The sequence below is a fragment of the Candidatus Nitrospira neuquenensis genome (assembly GCF_979578155.1).
Window position 1 is genome coordinate 40,734 of sequence record NZ_CEFZDU010000008.1, and the last position, 19,831, is coordinate 60,564.

General features: G+C 68.9%; 20 protein-coding genes. 3 read left to right on the forward strand and 17 right to left on the reverse strand.

Going from position 1 to position 19,831, the window contains the following annotated elements:
* Positions 1-14: 14 nt before the first annotated feature.
* The 10 genes from AC1U7O_RS04140 to AC1U7O_RS04185 form a co-directional block, all read right to left on the reverse strand.
* The gene (locus AC1U7O_RS04140; RefSeq protein WP_479893310.1) at positions 15-1,043 is read right to left on the reverse strand and encodes a peptidoglycan-binding domain-containing protein; all 1,029 of its coding nucleotides are present in this window, start codon (positions 1,041-1,043) and stop codon (positions 15-17) included.
* 74 nt (positions 1,044-1,117) lie between these two features.
* Positions 1,118-1,873, reverse strand: a complete 756-nt coding sequence (locus AC1U7O_RS04145; protein ID WP_479893311.1) for a hypothetical protein — start codon at positions 1,871-1,873, stop codon at positions 1,118-1,120.
* Positions 1,874-1,911: 38 nt separating this feature from the next.
* Entirely contained in the window at positions 1,912-2,184 is a 273-nt protein-coding gene (locus tag AC1U7O_RS04150) for a hypothetical protein (protein ID WP_479893312.1), read from the reverse strand.
* Positions 2,168-2,662, reverse strand: a complete 495-nt coding sequence (locus AC1U7O_RS04155) for a hypothetical protein (RefSeq protein ID WP_479893313.1) — start codon at positions 2,660-2,662, stop codon at positions 2,168-2,170. The genes AC1U7O_RS04150 and AC1U7O_RS04155 overlap by 17 nt, the downstream gene beginning before the upstream one ends.
* Positions 2,663-2,799: 137 nt before the next feature.
* Positions 2,800-3,615, reverse strand: coding sequence for a Hint domain-containing protein (locus tag AC1U7O_RS04160; protein ID WP_479893314.1), 816 nt, complete (start codon positions 3,613-3,615; stop codon positions 2,800-2,802).
* Entirely contained in the window at positions 3,612-4,928 is a 1,317-nt protein-coding gene (locus AC1U7O_RS04165; RefSeq protein ID WP_479893315.1) for a sigma 54-interacting transcriptional regulator, read from the reverse strand. The genes AC1U7O_RS04160 and AC1U7O_RS04165 overlap by 4 nt, the downstream gene beginning before the upstream one ends.
* 247 nt (positions 4,929-5,175) lie before the next feature.
* On the reverse strand, positions 5,176-5,889 hold the full coding sequence (locus AC1U7O_RS04170) for a hypothetical protein (protein WP_479893316.1): 714 nt from the start codon (positions 5,887-5,889) through the stop codon (positions 5,176-5,178).
* A complete protein-coding gene (mutM, locus tag AC1U7O_RS04175) occupies positions 5,886-6,728 on the reverse strand; it encodes a bifunctional DNA-formamidopyrimidine glycosylase/DNA-(apurinic or apyrimidinic site) lyase (RefSeq protein ID WP_479893317.1) in 843 nt (280 codons plus the stop codon). The genes AC1U7O_RS04170 and mutM overlap by 4 nt, the downstream gene beginning before the upstream one ends.
* A 122-nt stretch (positions 6,729-6,850) precedes the next feature.
* Positions 6,851-7,297, reverse strand: a complete 447-nt coding sequence (locus tag AC1U7O_RS04180; protein WP_479893318.1) for a protein-tyrosine phosphatase family protein — start codon at positions 7,295-7,297, stop codon at positions 6,851-6,853.
* A 103-nt stretch (positions 7,298-7,400) separates the two neighbouring features.
* Positions 7,401-8,120 carry a hypothetical protein gene (locus AC1U7O_RS04185; RefSeq protein ID WP_479893319.1) on the reverse strand — a complete coding sequence of 240 codons (720 nt, stop codon included), beginning with the start codon at positions 8,118-8,120 and terminating at the stop codon, positions 7,401-7,403.
* A 54-nt stretch (positions 8,121-8,174) separates the two neighbouring features.
* Here AC1U7O_RS04185 and AC1U7O_RS04190 point away from each other — a divergent pair, with 54 nt between their 5' ends.
* Entirely contained in the window at positions 8,175-8,933 is a 759-nt protein-coding gene (locus tag AC1U7O_RS04190) for a hypothetical protein (protein ID WP_479893320.1), read from the forward strand.
* A 38-nt stretch (positions 8,934-8,971) separates the two neighbouring features.
* Here the strand turns inward: AC1U7O_RS04190 and AC1U7O_RS04195 are convergent, their stop codons facing one another.
* The 6 genes from AC1U7O_RS04195 to AC1U7O_RS04220 all read right to left on the reverse strand — a co-directional run bounded on the left by AC1U7O_RS04195 (position 8,972) and on the right by AC1U7O_RS04220 (position 14,766).
* On the reverse strand, positions 8,972-10,045 hold the full coding sequence (locus AC1U7O_RS04195; protein ID WP_479893321.1) for a cytochrome-c peroxidase: 1,074 nt from the start codon (positions 10,043-10,045) through the stop codon (positions 8,972-8,974).
* Positions 10,042-11,379 carry a hypothetical protein gene (locus tag AC1U7O_RS04200; RefSeq protein ID WP_479893322.1) on the reverse strand — a complete coding sequence of 446 codons (1,338 nt, stop codon included), beginning with the start codon at positions 11,377-11,379 and terminating at the stop codon, positions 10,042-10,044. Before AC1U7O_RS04200 ends, AC1U7O_RS04195 begins: the two co-directional genes overlap by 4 nt.
* Positions 11,380-11,563: 184 nt before the next feature.
* Positions 11,564-12,115, reverse strand: a complete 552-nt coding sequence (locus AC1U7O_RS04205; RefSeq protein WP_479893323.1) for a hypothetical protein — start codon at positions 12,113-12,115, stop codon at positions 11,564-11,566.
* Between the two features lie 58 nt (positions 12,116-12,173).
* Positions 12,174-13,139 carry a hypothetical protein gene (locus AC1U7O_RS04210; RefSeq protein ID WP_479893324.1) on the reverse strand — a complete coding sequence of 322 codons (966 nt, stop codon included), beginning with the start codon at positions 13,137-13,139 and terminating at the stop codon, positions 12,174-12,176.
* 6 nt (positions 13,140-13,145) lie between these two features.
* Positions 13,146-14,045, reverse strand: coding sequence for a hypothetical protein (locus tag AC1U7O_RS04215; protein ID WP_479893325.1), 900 nt, complete (start codon positions 14,043-14,045; stop codon positions 13,146-13,148).
* A gap of 148 nt (positions 14,046-14,193) precedes the next feature.
* Positions 14,194-14,766: a hypothetical protein gene (locus AC1U7O_RS04220; protein ID WP_479893326.1), complete on the reverse strand. Its 573-nt coding sequence runs from the start codon at positions 14,764-14,766 to the stop codon at positions 14,194-14,196.
* 703 nt (positions 14,767-15,469) lie between these two features.
* Here AC1U7O_RS04220 and AC1U7O_RS04225 point away from each other — a divergent pair.
* Both AC1U7O_RS04225 and AC1U7O_RS04230 read left to right on the forward strand, forming a co-directional pair.
* On the forward strand, positions 15,470-16,000 hold the full coding sequence (locus tag AC1U7O_RS04225) for a CHRD domain-containing protein (protein WP_479893327.1): 531 nt from the start codon (positions 15,470-15,472) through the stop codon (positions 15,998-16,000).
* A 125-nt stretch (positions 16,001-16,125) separates the two neighbouring features.
* Positions 16,126-16,320, forward strand: a complete 195-nt coding sequence (locus tag AC1U7O_RS04230) for a hypothetical protein (RefSeq protein ID WP_479893328.1) — start codon at positions 16,126-16,128, stop codon at positions 16,318-16,320.
* An 86-nt stretch (positions 16,321-16,406) separates the two neighbouring features.
* On the opposite strand, the gene AC1U7O_RS04235 is transcribed toward AC1U7O_RS04230, so the two are convergent.
* Positions 16,407-19,727 carry a DEAD/DEAH box helicase family protein gene (locus AC1U7O_RS04235; protein WP_479893329.1) on the reverse strand — a complete coding sequence of 1,107 codons (3,321 nt, stop codon included), beginning with the start codon at positions 19,725-19,727 and terminating at the stop codon, positions 16,407-16,409.
* Between the last annotated feature and the right edge of the window lie 104 nt (positions 19,728-19,831).

Sequence of the window (19,831 nt, forward strand, 5' to 3'; positions counted from 1 at the left end):
GCGGCGCGGGCCGGTCAAGGAGAAAGTCGTCGGCGGGGCCGGCCGGCGGCGCCGGCCGCCCGCTTCCCGCGCACCCGGGCCGGCGCGGGCTTGAGCGTAATCCCGTACTGTTCTTCCAGGTCGTAGGGCTGGCCGTGGACCGTTCCGACGCCGTCGGCGATCGCCAGCTTCCTGGTCCGCACGTCCTCGACCCAGCGGGGATTCGCCGCCTCCGCGCGCCGGTTCGCGATGATCCGCAGGCGGGCCACCTCGAGCCGGTCGGGCCCTTCACCTGGATCGAGCCGGCCGAAGTCCTCCTCGATCTGCGCGCGGACCACCGGCCCGATCCCGCCGTTCTGGACCAGGATGTCGAAGAGCAGCGCCTGCGCCCGCTCCGACCGGACCCCGAACGTCCCCCGGAGCGCCGCCGCCCGCTCGGCCAGCGCGGCCGCCGCCTTGAGCTGGATCGCCCGGAACTCCTCCCGCCGCCCCAGGGCGCGGAGCAGTCCGCGCCAGGGCTCGGAGACCCGGAACCGGACCGGGTCCTGGACGGACCGGGCCCAGGCCAGTTGCTCCGCCCGCTCGGCCGCGAGCACCGCCCGCAGCGTGTCGCACCGGTCGCCGAAGACGGCCTCCATGACCGTGGGGTAGGTCCGGTCCATCGCCACGAGCAGGGGCTGAAGCGTGCCCTGCCCGAGGTTCCACTGCAGGGCCCCGAAGCTCAGCCCCTGGCCGTCGAAGTCGCCGCTCAGGCCGGCGAAGCAGTCGGGCGGGGCCTCGCCGGTCTCGAAGGAGCCGGTCAGCGCCAGGCAGCGAGAGTCCAGCGGCTCGGCCGCGATCGCCGGCGCCGGGACCGCCTCCCCGTCGAAGAGTCGGGCCCAGGTCCTGGGCCCGACGACCCCATCCGCTTCGAGTCGCTCTGCCCGCTGGAAGGCCCGGACCGCCGCCTCCGTGCCCCCACCGAACAGGCCGTCCACCGGCCCCGCATAGTGGCCGAGCGCGCGCAACCGCTCCTGGAGCCGTGCAACCTCCGGCCCCTTCGCCCCCAACCGATAGGCAGGCATGGCATCCCTCCGTCAATCGTCAGCCCCTCCCCCGCCATTGCACGTCTTCCCTGTTCCCTGTCCCGCTTCACCGTTCACGTTTCACCCTCGATGAACCTCGCATACCGCACGCTTCGCCGCGCCCCCTTCGCCTTCATCTTGACCGCCAGCCGCCGCGCCGCCAGCTTGTCGCCCTTCCGGCTGAAGGTCTCGTGCCGGCCGCTCTCGGGGTTGAAGAACCCGATGTAGCCGCCGGGGTTCACGCCGAACGACCGCAGCGTCGCGCCCTGGGAGGCGCGGCCGAGAAAATCGTTCCGCCCGCCCCGCTCCTCCCCGCCCGTGAAATAGAGGGGCAGGACGAAGTTCGACACGTCCACGCCGTCGATCTCGTAGGTCTCGGCCTGGACCGCGTCGCACATCTCGTACCAGTGGAAGACGTACCGGCCCGGCTTGGACGGATGCGGGCCCTGGACGAGGAGGTTCACCTCCGGATCACCGACCAGCTCCAGCGCCTCGTGCGAGAGGGTCACCGTCCAGCTCTCCCCCAGCGCCTTGGACATCTCGGTGAACACGAAGCCGAAGGGAATCCCGCGATGGTTGGCGTCGTGGTACCCGAGCGCGCCGTCCACGTCCGCCTTGTCCCAGAGGTAGAGCACCGCGTCGCCGCGCATGTCGGCGAGGGTCTGCTTCTCCGGCTTGGTCGTGCTCCTTCCCTCCAGCCGGAGCTCCGCGCCCAGGCTCCAGTAGGGCTCGAAGTCCTCGCGGATCTGCCGGTTGATCGCCCGGATCGCCTCGTGCACTTGCTCGTCCGCGAGCTTCCCGTTCGTATGGTTGATGACGGAGATGATCATGGTGTCCCCTCCCTGGTTGTCCCCGAGCGCGCCGTCCCCTACCACAGCCGGATCCCGGCGCTGCGCATGAGGCGGTTGAGCGCGGGATCGTCCTGCACGAAGTCCTTCACCAAGTTGTACTCCACGCCGACCATCCCCAGCTCGTCGACCCGGTACATCAGCCCGACGCCGCTGGGCAGGCCGGCGCCGAATTGCTGGCCCGGCTTCTCGAAGGGCGTGGGCGTGAGCTCGCCCGTGATCCCGCCGCCGAAGACGTAGAGGCTGGGGAGGTACACCCGCTGGCTGGTGAGGGTGTCATGGCGCCCGATCAAAGGTGTACTCGACCGGCTGACTCACCGCCTCCCGCTGCCACCGGAACACCGGCGCGTCCACCGGCTCCCCCGGCGCCGGGTCTTCGGGAGCCGGCCTGACGCCGTAGCCGACGCGGACGCGGATGCGGCATGGCCTGTGGGGTCGCTCGACCCGACGGGTGGCGTTCCAGATGCCGCTCAACGAGAGGGGCCAGCCCAGCAACAGGGCCCTCGGGAGCGAGCGACCCGCTGCCACCTCGACCACCGTGGGCGGGAAGTAGCCGAAGACCTGTACGCCCGGCCGCAGCGGCACGCGCGCCAGCCCGATCTCGATGTCCTCCCCCTCCTGCCTCCAGACGATCCAGTCGTCCGCCACGAGCCAGATCGGGCCGGCCAGACCGTTGACGACCTCGTAGGTCAGGATCGTCGCGACGCGGTCGTGCGCCTCGTCCAGCCCGACGATCACGACCCGCACGCGGTCTGCCGATTCGTCGCTCATGGAATCGTGTCGCTGATCTTGTCCGTCGTCCCGTTCGCCTTGTTGTCGGCCGCACGCCGCGCCCCAGAGCTTCGGACTGTCGGGCGAGGGTGCGGTGCCGACGACGCTCTGCCTCCTCCCCGCGCCATGCACGCCCCTCACGGCAGCTTGTTGTGGGCCAGGATGCCCCCGGCGAAGTAGGTGTGCGTCGGCTCGACCGAGAGATCGTAGACCGCGGGGCCGGCCGGCCGGGCGGTGATTCGGCGGACCTTGCGCGGGACGAGCCGCGCCGGCGCCCCGACCGGCGCAAACAGCTCGTCGCCCGGCCGAAGCGCCCCGGCCTCCATCCAGCCCTCCCGCCCGAGGCTGCTCACCCACAGGTGATGGTAGGCGGTCACCGAGATCGGCGGGCCCTCCTCCAGCTCGATGTCCAGGAACGGCTGCGACGGACGGGCGAAGACCCTCGCGACGGTCCCCTCCCTAACCTGTTCCGACTCCTCGTGCCAGGACAGGATCCGGTCACCGACCGCGACCTCGCCGATCGGTTTCCTCGTTCGATCCGCCAGGAGCACCGGCATATCGGCGGTGAAACAGTTGAACATCGGCGAGTCGAAGCCGCGCAGAGTGGTCGAGCCGCCGCCGCGCCCGATGTCCTCGCCGATCGCACCCCCGAGGGCCGACCCGCCGATTCCGCCCGCGATGCCGCCCGCCAGGCCGCACAGGAGCAGGGCGATGCCGCCGGTGGCGACCCCGAGCGCGACGCAGCCCGCGCCGGCCAGCGCCGCGCCCGCGAACCAGCCGGCCCAGCCGCCGGCCTCCTCGCCGATGACGCGGGGCAACTCCTCCTCCGTCGCCGTCTCAAGACGGTAGGCCGTGACGCCGATCCCCACCACGATCAGGGCGCGGCCGCCCCAGCGCAGGTAGCCGACCGAGCGCCCGAGCCCGCTCGTCGGATTCGGGCGGATGTTCGTCACGCGGCCACCCTGGCGGCCTGGCTCACGTTGCCGCGATGGCTGCGGAGGAGGTTCACGAGGTAGGCGCGTTCGAACTGGCCGATCGTCCTGCTCTTGGCGTCGCGGAACGACGGAGGCTCTTCCGCCCCCGCCGACTCCGCGCCGGGGAAGTCCAGGTCCTCTGGTTCGAGGACGCTGGCGCCGCGGAGCACCAGCGCCCGCTGGATGATGCCCTCAAGCTCCCGCACGTTGCCGGGCCAGGGGTAGGCCATCAGCTTGCGGAGGGCGGCGGGGGACAGGGTCACGCGCTCGCGGACGTCGGCCGACTGGTACCGCGAAAGGAAACACTCCACCAACTGCGGCAGGTCGTCCAGTCGCTCGCGCAGCGGCGGCACCTCCAGCGGAAGGACGTTGAGCCGGTAGTAGAGGTCCTCGCGGAACTGGCGGTCCTCGACCCGCCGGCGCAAATCCCGGTTCGTCGCGGCGAGGATCCGGACGTCGGCGACGAGGACTCGCGGGGAGCCCAGCGGGCGGTACTCCCGGTCCTGGAGGAACCTGAGCAGCTTGGCCTGCGCCGAGAGGCTCAACGTGTCGACCTCGTCGAGAAAGAGGGTGCCGCCCTCCGCTTCCGCCACGAGCCCCCGCTCCGAGGAGGAGGCGTCGGTGTAGGCCCCCCGGACATGGCCGAAGAGCTCGTTCTCGCAGAGATGATCGGGAAGCGCCCCGCAGTTCACGGGGATGAAGGGCTTGCCCAGCCTCGGGCTTTGATAGTGGATGGCGCGGGCGACCAGGTCCTTGCCCGTGCCGGTCTCGCCGGCGATCAGGACGGTGCCGTCGGAGCGGGCCAGCAGGGGGAGCTTGCGCAACATCCGGACGAACCGCTCGCTGCGGCCGACGAGCGGGCCGGCCCGGCGCTCGCCCGGCTCCTCTCCTCGGCACGGGCCGGCCGGCCCGTGCAACAACCGTCCGACCCTCGCCGCCAGTTCCCGCTCTTCGAAGGGACAGGACAAGAAATCGTCCATGCCGTTCATGAGCGACTCGAGCAGTTCGTGGGAGGACCGTCGCTGGTCGCAGAACAGGCCGACGATCGCCACGCCGGCCCAACGGCGGCGCCAGGCCCGCAGCATCCCCGGAATCGCGGTCGCGCGACTCGGCCGGAAGACGATGAGCTGAGGCTCCGGCAGGCTTTCCGCCTCCACGGCGGCGACGCTCGTGTGGCGCGTGACGGCTCCGGTCGGCACGACGTCCTGGATGAGGTCGGGAAGGCGGCGGCAGGGCGAGAGGGAGCAGGGGGTCTGGGCCAGGTCAACGATGAGCACGTGCGCCCGATGCACCGTACACCCCTCCCGCCGGAACCCTGCTTACCCGAGACGCAGAACCAGTGCCATCCCTTTTGTGGGGGGACGCGCCGCCTCGCCCTGCAAAATTCGCGCGCGGGAACGTCCGACAGGGGAGAGGAGGATGATGATCAGTAAAACCCGACGGTTACCCGGCCAGTCGCATCCGGACCTCCGGCTGCCGGTGTGCCCCTCGCCGTCAACGATCGGATAGGGGCGGTAAAAGTTGGATGGGGGAGAATCGTCAGGAGGCCGGGGCGAGGCCCAAGATCGCGCGCAGGCGATGCCAGGGCATCTGCTCGTAGGCGCGGGAGAAGCTCACCCGCCACACCGCCTCAAGGTTGCTGTAGAAGTCTCGATAGGGTCGCCCATCGCGGGAGTCTGGCGCGCGACCGCGCATCGTCAGCCGGGCCATGTCCTGAAAATCCTCGATGACGGCGATGCCCCCGTCCGGCCGCTCGAACCAGATGCCATTGGCCACGTCGAACACCCACCAGCCCCGGCTCGACCGAACGAAGGCGAGCACGAGTCCCACGCCCCGCCCCGGCGGCTTCGACCACTCCCAGCGTCCCTCGTTGCCCGTGTAGGTCGTGAGCGCGGTGAAGACCTCGGCCATCTGCCCCGCGTTGCCGTAGTGGCGCAGGACGATGTGGGAGATATGGTCGTCGATGAAGGGCAGCCCCTCGGGCTGGAGGCGGACCTGCGCCCTCGTCCACTCCAGCAGCCGCACCACCCGGCGCTCCGGGTCGGCCTCCCCGCCGGCCGCCTCCTCGGCCATGCGCCGGAACTCCGCATCCCGCACGAGAAACCGCGCGGCCTTCTCCCACAGCGGGAGGCGGTGCTCCTTGACGATCTCCCCGACCCCTTCGCGGCTCGTCACGGGAAGCTGGCCGATCAGGAGGACGGCTCCGATGACCGCGACGGCGCCGGTCAGGCACCCGGCCCGGAAGCGCTTCATCGCCCGCTCCTGCCCCGCGGCTGACAGGCCGGACAATAGAAGGAGCTGCGCTCGCCCGGCAGCCGGCGGATGGTCCGGCCGCACCGCACCGGACAGGGCCGGCCTTCGCGGTCGTAGACCAGGTGCTGCTCCTGGTAGCGCCCGCGGCTCCCGTCCGGCGCCAGGAAGTCCCGCACGCTGGAGCCTCCCGCGGCGATCGCCTCGCCGAGGACGGTCCGCATGGTGTCGTAGAGCCGCCGGATCGTCTCCGCGCGGAGGCTGGAGGCCCGGCGGTAGGGATGGAGGCGGGCGCGGTAGAGGATCTCGTTCGCGTAGATGTTCCCGATGCCGGCGAGGACCTGCTGGTGCATGAGCAGCGCCTTGAGCCGGCCGCGCCGCGCCCGTACCAGGTCCCGGAAGGCCGGCCAGGCGATGGTCAGGGGGTCGGCCCCGAACCGCCGCGCCAGGAATCGGTCGAGGCCCGGCCGATCCAGCAGATGGACCCGACCGAACCGCCGGGGGTTCCAGTACCGCGCCTCCGGCTCGCAGGCCCCTTCGAACGACAGGATGAGGTGGGTGTGCTTCTCGTAGGCCGCCGACGGGGCGCGGAACAGGAGCAGGCCGGTCATGCCGAGCTCGGCGACCAGGTAGCGCCGCTCCACGCCCCGCTCGAAGGCCAGGGCCACGCTCTTGCCGTGCCGGCTGACCTCCGCCAGCCTCGCGCCTCGGTACCAGTCCAGGCGGTCGAGCCCCTCCCGCACGATGTCGGACCGGCCCACCCAACAGTCCTTCAGCACCGCGCCGGACAGCCGCGCGCGGAGCTGGCGGGCGACGACCTCGGCCTCGGGCAGCTCAGGCACGGCCCCGCCCTCCGCCGGACCAGCGGACCGGTCGGACACAGGGACACCCCGTCGGCGCGGGCGGAAGCATGGCGCGGGCGGAAACGCAGGCGGAAGATGTCCGAAAGAGAAGGAGGGGCTCGTCAGGCGTTCTGGCCGTGCGCGCGGCCCGGCATCGTCCCATGGCCCTGCCTCATCTGCTGGACCTTGGCGATCGTCTGCTCCAGGTTCGGGAGCGGCGTCGCGCCGGGACGTCTGGCTTTCAGGAGTTGGCACGCCTCGTCGTACTTCATCCCCTTGACGCACACCAGGTAGGCGATGACCATGGACACCGACCGTCCCATCCCGGCCCGACAGCACACCATCATGCGGCTCGTCGGGGGCTGCTGCTCCATCCAGTCCACCGCCCGCTTCACGTCGTTCGGCGCCGCTTCCCCGAACTCCTTGAGGGGGATGAACTCATAGGCGACGCCCTTGGGTGCCTTGATGGTGAACTCCTGCGCGACGAAGAGCACGGCGTTCACGTAGGGCGGCGGCTTCTGCGCGTCGTCCACGTTGCCGACCATGAGGGATTCGGTCACGAAATGCATGCGGGGATTATACCCAATCGCCGGGCCGACGGTCACTAGCTTTCTCGAAGGGGGTTCTCTACGTAAGGCCGCCCCCGTCACCGCGTCGGTGGCATCCCCGCCCCTACTCCTCCGGCGGCGGCGCCTGCTCCAAGCGGGCTACCCAGAGCACCTCCGTGTCCGCGACCGTCCAGCCCCCCTCGGCCCGGCGGAGCAGGGCCAGGAGGCCGGCCCCGCCGCCGTCCGGCCGGTTGTCCGCGACATAGACCAGGGCTCGGTCGCCCTTGGCGCTGAAGGCCACGCGCGAGAACTCCAGCACCCCGACGGTCGCGGGAGGCGCCAGGGCGAGGCGGGCGGGAATCGGCGCCAGCGACACCTCCGGGCCGCTCGGCTCCTCGCCGGACACGAGCCGATAGGGCACGCCGAAGTCGAACCGTCTCTCCAGCCGGTAGGGCCTGCCTGCCTTGAGGACGAAGTCCCGGATCAGGTCCTCGCCGAGGCGTCCGTCGAAGAAGGCTCCGTCGTGGAAAAACGCCGGGTCGGCCGGCCGCGCGCCCGGCACAAGCCGCCCGACGGTGTCGCGGTGGATCACCACCAGCCGGCTCCGCGAGGTCAGGAACTTCTGCACGACGAGCGCGTCGTAGACCGGATAGTCCTCCGGCGGGACGGGGTCGGGCGTCCGAGGCTCGGGCGCCGCCGCCGACAGGAGCACGGCCAGGCCCACCAGCAGGGCCGCTCCCTGGCCGTGCCTCGCCCACCATCCATTCCGCCGGAGTCCCATGGCGCCGAGGATAGACGGCCGGCGATCGAGCGTCAACGGTCCTGCGGCCGATGCGGTTTGCATTGCCGTCCGATCCCGCCTAGAATCCGCCCGCAGAACGCGAGGAGGCCCCGCATCATGGATCGAATCCCCGAACCGCCGTCCGACGGTCCCGCGCCCCGCCGCCCGAGCCCCCTCGGCGGCATCCTGTGGGCCCTCGCCCTGCTCGCCGCCTGCGGCCCCGACGATCAGCCCCTCCGAACCGAGCTCGACTCTCTCCGCAAACAGCTCGCCAGGCAGGAATCGCTCATCACTTCGCTGCAGGAGGGCACCAAGGTGATGCAGCAGCAGATCGACCTGCTGAACCGGGAGCTGCGGGAGGCCAGGCAGGCAACCGAGCGCGCGGAGGCGGCGCGAACGGCGCTGGCGGAGCGGCTGGCCGCGCAGGCGACGGAGAACCGCAGGCTGGCCGCCGACGCGAAGCTGGCCGCCGACCGGCGGGCCAGGGCGGAGCAGAGCCTTCACGTGGAGGAGAAGGGCGGACAGGTGGAGGAGATCCCCCGGCCGCTCGCCGCGGTGAGCAAGGCGGCCGCGGAGGTGCTGGCCAGGCACGGCTACTCGGTGAAGGTCTCGGTGAACACCGAGCAGCGGGCGGTGTTCGTGACGGAGCGGAAGATGACGGCGCCCGCCTCGCTGGAAGTGCCGGGCCTGCGGAACCAGTACCTGCTCTCCCTCCGGAGCCTGCCTTCCCGCGGCACGCGACTGATCGTCAAGGCCGAGTTCGAGAAGATCACGCCGGACGGCGCCCGGCCGGCCGGCGGCGAGGAAACCACCGAGGTCGAGCGGCGGCTGATCGCCGAGATCGTCAAGGCCCTCGGCCCCGCCGGAAAGACCTGAGTCGCGCCGGCGGCCCCTCCCTCCGGCGCCGCCGTCGCCTACCGGGCGCCGGCGCCGGCCACCGCTTCGTATTCCGGAGACGTGAGGGCCTTCAGGAACTCCACGAGGTCGTCCTCCTCCCGCTCGGTCAGGCCCAGCGCTCCGATGGCCGGGTCCAGGTTCGGGTTCGGGATCCCACCCCGGTTGTAGAAGCGAACGACGTCCTTGAGCGTCGGCAGGCTGCCGTCGTGCATGTAGGGTGCGGTCAGGGCCACGTTGCGCAGGGTCGGCGTCTTGAACGCGCCGAAATCCTGCGGGTCCTGGGTGACCTGAAAGCGCCCGATGTCCGTCATGATCCCGTCCTTCCAGCCGACACCCAGGTTGTGGAACCGGAAGTCGGTGAACAGCCCCTCCCGCCCGCCCAGGGGATGGACCGCCGGGTGGAAGAACTCGTGGCACAGGATGCAGTTCGCCTTCAGGTAGACGCGGAAGCCGCGCTCCTGGGCCGGAGTGAGCGCGTCCTTCTGCCCGTCGAACAGCCAGCGGTCGAAGGGCGCGCCGGCGCTCACGAGCGAGCGCTGGTAGGCGGCCAGCGCGGCGGCCAGGTCCCGCTTCGACGGCGCGCCCCCGAAGGCCCCCTCGAACCGCCGGACATACTGCGCGTCCGTTTCCACGACGCGGAGCACGTGCTCGACGCTCGCGTTCATCTCCTTCTCGTCGAGGATAGGCTGGAGCGCCTGCTCCTCCAGCGTGCGCGCCCGCCCGTCCCAGAGGAAGAGCGGCGCATAGGCCGCGTTGAGCACGGTCGGGGTGTTGCGCGTGAGGGGCTTGCCGGCCGGGTCGGTGGTCACGGCGAGGGGCTCGGTGAAGGCCCGCTCCGGCATGTGGCAGGTCCCGCAGCTCCGCTTCCCGTCCCCGCTGAGGCGGGGGTCGAAGAAGAGTTGCTTGCCGAGCGCGACTTTCTCGGGCGTGGTCGGATTGTCCGATGCGGTCGGCGGGGGCAGCAGCCCGAGCGGCGGTTCCTCCACCACGCCCGCCCCGACCAGCCAGAGGGCGAAGAGGGCGCGGGCGGCCGCCCGCGGGAGCCCGCGTGCGGCCCGGCCCGTCTCGCCTCCTCCGCGACCGCCGCTCACGGCACCACGACGGTCTGGGGCCCGATCCGCTGGACGTTGCCGGCCGTGTCCGAGGCGTTGAGGAACAGCATCACCTGGGTGCCGGAGCGGAAGGGACCGATCGACGTCTGAAAGGTGGTCGGATCCACGAAGTTGCCGACCGTGTAGTTATGGGTCCGCTGCGAGAAGGTCCGGCCGTCGTCCGTGGAGTATTCGCTCCAGACGCCGCTGGCTTCGAGCACGCCGGACCCCGGATCGGACACCATTTCTTCCATCTGGATATGCCCCGTGTCCTGGGGGGCGACCCTCACGTTGGTGATGAAGGGGGGCTGCGTGTCGTGGACGAGGAACCATTCGTGCTGCTGGAGGACTTCGTGGGTATGGGCGTCCAGCAGGCTGAGCCGCAGTTCCACCAGCGCCCCCTCCGGGACGGTCATGGGGATGTCCATGGTGAGAAACACGTTGAGCTTTTCTCCCGGCTCGAAGGAGAAGGGGTGCCGGACCAGGGCGCTGCCGCTCAACTGCCAGCCGTCCGGCATCTTGGTGGACTCCAGCTTCCACCGCACCTCCCGCGACTTGTCCGAGAAATTGGCGAAGACGTTGTTCAGCGTATGGCGGAAGCCGGGCACGGCCCGGAAGGGGATGTTGTAGGCCTTGACCTTCGCGTTGTCGGCCGGGTTGGCATCCCGCACGTCCAGCGTCTGCACGACGGCCATCACGTCGTACCGCGTGCGGGTGCGGTCGTAGAGGTCGATCAGCCGGTTGAGCCGGCGGTCGGCCATCATCTTGACGATCTTGCCCTCTTCCCCGCCCCGATCCTTCGGCGGCACGGTCACGATCGCGCTCTCCGGCGGCGGCTCTAAGTGCAGGAGCAGCTTGCCCTCCTCGTCCAGGATGTCCACGAAGACCCGGCCGCGCCCCTCCTGCGTGCCGCGGTTCCGCACCCGGACCTCCACCTCCTCGACCAAGTTGGTGTTGCGCCAGGCGATGAAGACGCCGGGGCGGCTTTCGACGATCGTCGCGAGCATGCCCTCGCGCGGCAGGGGCGCCCGCTGCGACCAGGAGACGGGCCTGCCGTAGAGCCGGTCGTCGCCGATGCCGAGGTCCACGCCGGGGATCGCCGCCCGCGGACGCTCGATCGGCTCGGGCATCAGTTTGCTGTCGCAGACCATGTCCGGGCGGCCAGGGACCTCCAGACACACGCCGCCGGGAAACTGGGCGAGCTGCGCCGGCGGCTTGCGGGGCTGGGCCGGCGGCTCCGCCTGTGCGGCGGGCCCCGCCCAGACCGTCAGGAGGATCACGGCCAGAAGCCGGAAGCAAAGCTCCCCGCGCTGTCTGCACGGTTGGGTCGGCATGGCGGGCTCCTTTCCTCCGACGCGGCGAGGCCGGGTCGGATCACCGGGGACGGTGGATGCGATCCCGATCAGGTGAGCCCGTTCTACGAAAGCAGGGGAAATCCCACAAGCCGGAGAAAGACACTAGCACGAGGAGGTGGGCACGAACCGATACGTGATGGGTCGTCACGCGGTCATCGCGGCCCTAATCGCCGGTGATGAGGCGCCGGTATCGGGTCTTCTCGAAGAAGTACAGCTCCGTAGCCCCTTCGACGTTGTACAAGATGATGCTGTCGTTTCTCACCCGATGGGTCGAGCCCTCGATCTCGCCCACTGTGCCGGGCTTCCGGCAGGAGATCGAGGAGTACAGCTTTTCCCCGAGCGGCAGAGGGAGCATTGCAACGACGACGGGACTGTAGCCGCCCGTGCGATCCTGATGAAAGGCCATCAGGGCCAGTTTCTCCTTCGCCCGGTCTCTCAGCAACAGGGCGACATCCTGTAGCGCGTCCCCGTTGAAGTCGCCCCTGCATGCGAAGGGAAAGGGAGGGCTGGCCCCCGGAGTCGGCTCTTCGCCTGGCGGGCGATAGAGCTCGTCCGACTTCGGAATCGCCAGATGGGGGAACTGCTCGCGCAGGTCTCGCACGAGCGCGGGCGGGAGGGGGTCCGTTGGTTCGGGTGAGCGTTCACGCTGCCCCCCAAGGACGCCGGGTCCCGGCGCAACCGACAGCACCAACGCCAGGCCCCCCAGCACGATCACAACCTTCGCCTGGGAAGCCACGCTCCCACCGGACACGAAGGCCCCCCTCGGCACAGGCCTACTTGCAGCTCACGGTTGCAATCGCGTCAGTCCCTTGGATAGGTTGACCGCTGATCGTCCTGCCTGTCAAGGTGGCCTCCGTGTCCCCGCAATGGATGCCGGTGTCCTGGGTGGCGAAGTGAAGGACCAGGTCCGTGTCCCCGTCGCCGTCCACATCCTCGCTGTGCTCGGTCCCATGCGCCTCTTGTGCCTGCCCCGGTCCAAAGCGGACTGTGCCGAGATCGACGCTGGCCGCGTCGAAGGATGATGTCGTGAGAATCGCCACCGGCAGGACGCCCTTGCTGGCCGGATTGATGCTGTTCGGCGCACTCCCCGGCTTGATGTCGATGGCGATGGCCACGACGCTGGGGGCCTTGACGGGGCCTTGGGTGGTGCCGGAGACCGCCAGGTCGAAGAAGCTGCCGGCAATCGACGGACAGGCTTCCAGTTGCTGCTCGACTTCCATCTCACCCGGCGCCGAGGGGAGCGGGGTGAATCCGGTGGCGTAAAACTTTACGGTTCCTGGGGGGTTCGGGCTCTTGAAGGCAAAACCGGTCATCGCCGTGCCGGGCGTGATCGGGAAGAGCGGGGGCAGTACGTCTCCAGTATCGGGGTCGCCTGGGGCCGGCTCGACGTTCTCGAACGCATGCCAGCCGAGGGTGTTCCGATCATCGAAGGGCCCGGCCGTCCACCCACGCGGGCTCATGATGTCCTGAATCGGCGGCTCGAAGTCGAGGGCCGTGCGGTCGATGGGCTGCGCGCTGGCCGCATCGCTCGCCACTTCATACTGATACAGGTGCAACTGAGTCGCCGGATCGAAGGTGACGGTGGCCATGACCGTCACCGACACCCTGTTGGGAGGATCGGGACAGGTGGTGAGCGCCTTGCCCTCATCCACGGCCAGACAGGACGCGATCACGAGCGTCAGCAGCCAGCCACGCGTCTGAAGTTGACAGATTCGCATCGTCGGGCCCTCCTTTTCCACGCTGCCTCATTTGCTCCGCACGTGCCAGTGCGTCGCAGTCGGATCGTCCGGCGATTCGTCCTTTACGGGAAAGAAGAAGCCGGATTTGAGAATGACCTCGCGCAGCTCGTCCCTGAACCGTTGTGGGACATTCTTGATCCGGAGATCCGCATCTAGGCCAAAGCGATGGGAGACATGGGGTGGCATCCAGGTGCCGTTGATGTCGAAGAGCCCGCCGGCCACCAGGCTGATGCTGGTGTAGGACAGCGTGGGGACTTGATCCGCGGGAATCCCCTGTTTGGCGAGCGTGCCGGCGAATTTGACCGGCAGCGCCTCGAGCTTGGCCTTCACGGTCGGCGTGGCATACAGGTTGTTGAGGTCATGCAACGCCGAGGGGAGCACCTGAAATCCGGCGCCGGATACCGCCACCGCGACCAGTCCGCTGAGCTCGACCCCGATGGTGGCGGTGGCCGACGGCAGGACCTCGCCATCCGGCGTCACACCCTGCGCAGTAATGGCCACCACCCCGGAGATCTCGGGCGCGGTGTAGACCGCCTCCAGCACCCCGCTGGCTCCTGAGTTCCCAGGATTGGGGCTCACCGTCCCCGTCGGCCGAGAAGGATCATCGTGCGCGTGGCCGCCCGTATTCGGTTCCGGTTTCAGCGTGAAGCTGATCGTACAGTTCGGGATCACCGAGCCCGTGGCCAGGTCGAAGCACGCAACGAAGATCGAGACCTTCTTTGCACCCGCGCCGATCGTGCTCGTCGTGACGCTCGGTTGCACGCAGAAGAAGGTGCTCGAGCAGATCGGCGAGAGCGCGGCCGGCGCGCTTGCTGCCGCGCTGGTCGCAGCACTCGCCAGGAACCGTAGCTCCCCGCCGGCCGCCGCAGGCTGCGGCGTCAAGGCGAGGCTGAGGACCAGGCCCACGAGACCTCCCAATACCAACAGGCGAGTGATAGGCTCCAGGTGTCGCATCGTCCGTCTCCCCCTTCTTGGTTGGAGTCACGGTGGGGTCCGCTCCCTGGCGCATGGACTGCACAGGTCCCCGTTTGCTCCTGGCAGGGGCGGGCTTGCTCTACTTCTCCTTGTGCACCTTGTCGTGGACCTTCTTGGCGATGCCGATCACCTGCTTGAACAAATTCTTCAGACTGTCCGGGATGTTCTTCCCGAACTCGTCCAGCAGGATTTCGATGATCGCGATGACCAGCACCAGCAGGTCCCACTTCCAGTCGCCGGTCCCCGCCAGGTTCGCGGCCGTCGCCTCTCGGACGGCCGGCAGATCCACCTCGATCACCTCGACAGTCACCAGCAGTCCGACGTCCACCACCGCCTGGTCGAACGCAGACCGCTTGTGCTGGCCGCGCGCCGCCTCGATCACCTGCCGGAGCTGCTCCAGAGCCCCGACCGTCCGGGTCTCGGCGAAATTCAGGACGGGCGGCAGAACCACGCCGCCCGACCGATCGGGCGGCAGCGTACCGATTTCCTCGCGCAGGATGGCAAAGAACTCGGGAAAGAACAGGCCCCGGTAGAACTGGAGGATGCTGAGCGCCAGTCCGCCGGGCTCATGTTGCGCTTGAACCCGCGTCCGGAGCTCACTGGCCGACCGCTCCAGCAAGGCCAACGAGCGCGCCTCCAAGTCCCCATCCACCGCCCGCGCCGCTCCCGCGCGAAGGAGAACCGGACGCCGCCGGGGCCGACGTCAATGCCCGGCTCCGCCGTGTCTTCCCCCGTCACGACCACCGGCTGGGTGAAGGTGCCCCCCGCCGCCCGGCTGGCAGGTTTAGCCACACGAGCCCAGCCAGGACAGCCACGCTGCCGAGCATGAGGGTCAAGAGCCATCGCATAGCGCCCTCCTTGGTTCAACTGAGGCACCCGATGCACGGAGCGCCGCTTCGGTTCACGCAGGACGGCCCGCTTTATTGACCGAATCGCCTGGCGGAACAAGCCGGAAAAAGAGCCTACCCCCCAGGGTGAAGATGATTCGATACGTAGCACAATCCTGGTGCGCGCTGCTGGTGCGCGCTGGATGACCAGCCAGAGCGGATGAGCAGGCCGATGTGAAAGCGGTGAGGAGTCGTGGCGAGGCCACAGGCTGGCCGGCTCGTGTCAGCCGGTGAATGACAAGGTCACGGCCGGCCCTGGCGGAACGGCCGGCATCTCCAACATCACCTGCGTCAGAACAGAGGCTGAGGGTGGCAGTCACAAGTGAAGGACCGACCTGGAGGCATGCGAATCCGGGGGGCTAAGTTGGCGGCTTGCCGGAGCCCCCATCGGCCCTAGAATGGCACCCCAGCCCGCGGTTCGATCCACCATCCCGCAGCAAGCCTGCGGGGACACCAGGAGGGGAGACCATGAAGCCGACGATCGGAGTGTCCGGCCTGGCGCTGTGTCTGTTCGTGCTCGGCGGCGGCACGGCGGCCCTGGCCGACGAACGCATCCACGCATCGCTGTCCGGCTACGACGAGGTGCCGTCCGTCTCGACGCCCGCGACCGGCGATCTGAAGGGGAAGATCGGACCCGATGAGATGTCCCTGAGCTACGAGCTGAGCTACGCCGGGCTCCAGGCGCCGGTGCGCTTCGCCCACATCCATCTCGCCCAGCCGGGGGTCAACGGCGGCATCATCGTGTTCCTCTGCCAGACCGCCGCCTTCCCCGACCCCACCGGCCTGGCGCCGACCTGCCCCCAGGACGGCACGGTGACCGGCACCGTGACCGCCGCCAACGTCATCGGCCCCGCCGCCCAAGGCATCGCCGCCGGGGAATTCGCGGAGTTGATCGCCGCCATCCGAGCCGGCGCGACCTATGCGAACGTGCACTCGAACCTGTTCCCGGGCGGCGAGATCCGGGGCCAGGTCAAGGGCAGCCGCCGCGTCGGACCGTAGCCTAAATTATGCGTCGGCGCCGAGTTGCCATTCCGCCGGAGAGCTGCGGAAACCTGCTCATGCGTGACGCCTGTTCCCGCGGCGATCTCCGCACGGCCCGTCTCAATTTTCTGAACGACATACAGATGATCGAGGACATCATCTACGTCAGGCAGACGATCCAGCAACTCCCTCACGGTTTGTTTGGCGCCCACGAAATCTCCCTCCTCGCTGCCGCCGATTGTACCTCAGCGGCACCCGACAGGCCACTTGTCGCTTTCCCCCGTTTCCGCCAGGATCCGCTGCCCACCTTCGAGCCGTCGGATCACCGCTCAGGCTGAGCAGCCGGTTTCAGAGGTCTGAAAAGACTCCCGTACATTTTCCATCCGCGGAGCGCGATGGCGGGACGCTGCCTACCGGAAGCGGATCACATGGCCCGCAGCACTGTCACAAATTCGGCGACGACCTGCACGGATTCCGCGTCGCGCCTACCGAGGACGATCGGAGAGTACTCCGCGTTCGTGGGGAACAGCGTCACCTTGGTGTGCCGCCAGCCGCCTTCGTCGTCGCCCTCCTTCTCGGATGAGTAGCGCTTCACGGTGAATGCGCCGCCCGTGTCGGGGTCCGCGGGTCCTCGATACTGCGCGAGCACGATCTTCCCCTGCCGCGTGCCCGCAGGATTGGCGCGGAAGACGAGGTAGTCCCCATCTCGGATGGTCGGCTCCATGGAGCGGCCCACAGCCCGACAGACGAACATTCGCTCGTCGAGCCGCCCGACGTTGTCGGCCTCTACCCAGCCTTCGGGCTCCACAGCCTCGCCGCTTCCGAAGTAGCCGGCGGCGGCCTTCAGCGTGTAGAGAGGAAGCAAGGTCTTGAACGCCTCGCGCTTCACGCGCTCGTCCTCGAGAGAGATCAACCGAAGCTGCGGCTCGGGGCGCGCGCGAATCAGGGCCTCGGATAGCTCCGAGATCGACCGGACACCCGCCGCCAGTGCCGCGTCCAGTTTGCGCTGCTGGACGAACAGGTAGCGCCATTGTCCGTACTTGCTGCCGCTCATCTTCTCGCACCACAGGCGCGCCGCTTCGCTTTTGAGCGCGGTGTTGGGTCGCACTTCGCCCTTGGTCTCGGCCAGCCATATCACCTCATGCCCGTCTGCGTCGCGCGCCGCGACGATGAAGTCCGGGTAGTACTGCCGCGGGCGGTTGCTCTCGTAGTAGGTCACCGAGAAGCCGAGGCGCTCGTTCTTGAAGTAGCGGACCACGTCCTGCGCGCTGTCGAGGAAGTCGGCAAAGCGCTTCTCGAGGTCGGTGTGGCAGGGCACCTTGTTCGTGTGGCAACGCTTGCCATCGGCGACGATGCCTGTCCACTGAAAGCGCCGCAGAGTCGCCGAATCGAGCCACTCCGGTGAGCCAAGGATCGGCACCGCCTCGACGCCAGCCGCGCCTGTGCCACGAATGGCCGTCTCGAGCACATCGAGTGCCTGCCGTCGCCAGAAGTAGATAGCCACATCGCGCGCATCGCTCTTGAGACCGTCGACTTCCAGCGGCACCACGCGCGAGTCGAGGTAGCGCCTTGAGACGTCGAGCAACTCGTCGAAGGTCGGGCCGATGCCCAGTTCGGCGGCCGATCCGGGATTGGTCTCCTGGTGCAGTTCCTCCGCCATCAGGAACGCCGTGCGCAGCACCGGCCACTCCTTGCGCACCTCCTCGAGCGTCATCACCGCCTCGGGCGCGCCGCCGACCACGGGTCGTACGTGCACGTTGGGCGGCGTCTGCTTTGGATCGAGCCTGATTTGCGGGAGGTCCTCGACCCGGATCAGGTCCGCCAGCGACTCCGTCACCCCGACCGCCCACGAGCGCACGTTCGGGACCCGGATACGGTACTTTTCCTTCTTCGCGTCCGGCTCGATCCAGACCGGCTTCTGCCCCCATTCGCCGGTCTTCGGACGTTTGCGCTTCTCCACCGGGAAGCCGACGAACGGGATGCCGAAGGCGTCCACGGTCTCGTCGCTGCCCTCGGGGCGCTCCTCGAGCGGCTGGTTCAGCACGTCGTAGCTGGTGCGGCGCAGGCCACGGCCGATGATCTGCTCGGTCAGCAGCGGCGAACCGAAGGCGCGTAGGCCCAGGATGTGCGTCACGCTCTTCACGTCCCAGCCCTCGGAAAGCATGTTCACGCTGACGATGGCGCGCACGTGCTCGCCGGGCTTGCCCTTCGCGCCGACGGTGTTCACCATCTCACGCAGCACGGCCTCGTTGCCCCTGTCGGCGTCGAAGACCTTCGAGTCGATCTGGATCGTCACCCAGCGCGAGCGGTCGTCATCGTCCGGGTTGCGCAGCAGCTCGTACTCGCGCGTCAGGTGCTCGAACACCCAACCGGCGCGCGTCGCGTCGCTCGTCACGCACAGCAGCACCGGCGCCGGCCCGCGCACAAACTCGAACGAACTTGACCACTCGTCGTAGTCCTTCTTCCACGACGAGTAGATGCTCGCGATCGCGCCCTTGCAGGAGCGAAGGTACTCCTCCTTGGTCTTCGCGCCCTTCACCAGGTCCCACAGGTCGAGGTAAACCCTCCCGTGCTCGTCCGGGTCGGGCAGACGGACCACCTTCACCAGTCCCGACTCAAAGGCGTCGTAAACCGAAAAGTCCGAGACCAGCCACTCGAAGAGCGTGCCCTCCGGCTTGGGCGAGCCCGAGCCGTACCACGGCGTGGCCGAGAGATCGATCACCAGGCTCACCCGCGCCGCCTTGCCAATGCGCTCGAGGATCTTGCTCCACTTGATGTACTCGGGCTCCTCGCCCTTCTTGCCGCGCTTCTCGCCGTAGACGTGGTGCGCCTCGTCGTTGATCACGACGAGGTCGCGCCAGCCGCCGAGGAGCCGGCGGATCGGCGCGTTCGGGTCCTGCCGGGCGCGGCGCTGCATCGCGCGCAGCACCGCCTGCGGGATAAAACGCCCCTCCTCGAGCCCGAGATCGCCTCCGCCGATCCAGTCCTCGCGCTTGTTCTCGAGCGGGATGCCCTGCCAGTTGCGCACGAGCACGTTCGGGTGGAACTCCTCCCGGTACTCGGGTGGCACCATGTCGAAGGCGTCGTAGAGGTTGTGCTCGCCAGCCGGATCGAGGCCGTCGCCGCGCGGCTGGCCGCTCACCCGGTCGCGGACCGTCAGGTTCGGCACCAGCACCAGGAAGTTCGCCGAGAGCGAAGAGCCGCTCACCTTGCGCTTGTGCAGCGTCGCCCAGGTGACGAAGAGCGCCATCACCACCGTCTTGCCGGTGCCGGTGGCGAGCTTGAGCGCGTAGCGCACGAGATCGCCGGTCTCCGGCATCTTGCGCCGGTTCTGCACCTCGTAGAGGTAGATGACCGTCTCGACCGCTTCCTGCTGGCAGAAGAAAAAGCGCTTGCCCGTCGCGCGGCGCTCCTCGTCGCGTTCGAACCACCATTCGAGCAACCGCCGGGTCACGACTGCGGTACCCGGATAGCCCGCGTCGCGCCACGCGCGCACCTCGTCCCGGAGCTGGTTGACGAACCCGTTCAGCTCGGCGGACGAGGCCGAGAGGTCGTCGAAGAGCCCTGCCTCCTTGCCGACGATCCCGCCGATGCCGCCCTTCACGTCCTTGGCGGACGCGAGGAAGCGCATCGACGGCCGGCGCCCCTCCACGCGCTTCGAGCGGCCACCGGGCAGGAACTGGTAGTGCCGGTTCGGCTCCTGGTAGGCGTCGCAGATGACGACGCGGTCGACGACGTAGGCCATGGGCTACCTCGACGCCTTGGGCCGCTTCGCGGCCCCTCTTGCCCGAGCCGTTTTCCGTCCCGCATGAGCCGTTCGAGCCCTTTGTGCGCCCTTTGCACGGCAAG

What these genes read in the sequence shown, in the direction of transcription:
- AC1U7O_RS04155 (WP_479893313.1), bottom strand. Translation starts at nt 2,662, where the DNA reads ATGAGCGACGAATCGGCAGACCGCGTGCGGGTCGTGATCGTCGGGCTG.
- AC1U7O_RS04170 (WP_479893316.1), bottom strand. Translation starts at nt 5,889, where the DNA reads ATGAAGCGCTTCCGGGCCGGGTGCCTGACCGGCGCCGTCGCGGTCATC.
- AC1U7O_RS04190 (WP_479893320.1), top strand. Translation starts at nt 8,175, where the DNA reads ATGGATCGAATCCCCGAACCGCCGTCCGACGGTCCCGCGCCCCGCCGC.
- AC1U7O_RS04185 (WP_479893319.1), bottom strand. Translation starts at nt 8,120, where the DNA reads ATGCAAACCGCATCGGCCGCAGGACCGTTGACGCTCGATCGCCGGCCG.
- AC1U7O_RS04180 (WP_479893318.1), bottom strand. Translation starts at nt 7,297, where the DNA reads ATGCATTTCGTGACCGAATCCCTCATGGTCGGCAACGTGGACGACGCG.
- AC1U7O_RS04230 (WP_479893328.1), top strand. Translation starts at nt 16,126, where the DNA reads ATGATCGAGGACATCATCTACGTCAGGCAGACGATCCAGCAACTCCCT.
- AC1U7O_RS04235 (WP_479893329.1), bottom strand. Translation starts at nt 19,727, where the DNA reads ATGGCCTACGTCGTCGACCGCGTCGTCATCTGCGACGCCTACCAGGAG.
- AC1U7O_RS04145 (WP_479893311.1), bottom strand. Translation starts at nt 1,873, where the DNA reads ATGATCATCTCCGTCATCAACCATACGAACGGGAAGCTCGCGGACGAG.
- AC1U7O_RS04225 (WP_479893327.1), top strand. Translation starts at nt 15,470, where the DNA reads ATGAAGCCGACGATCGGAGTGTCCGGCCTGGCGCTGTGTCTGTTCGTG.
- AC1U7O_RS04140 (WP_479893310.1), bottom strand. Translation starts at nt 1,043, where the DNA reads ATGCCTGCCTATCGGTTGGGGGCGAAGGGGCCGGAGGTTGCACGGCTC.
- AC1U7O_RS04200 (WP_479893322.1), bottom strand. Translation starts at nt 11,379, where the DNA reads ATGCCGACCCAACCGTGCAGACAGCGCGGGGAGCTTTGCTTCCGGCTT.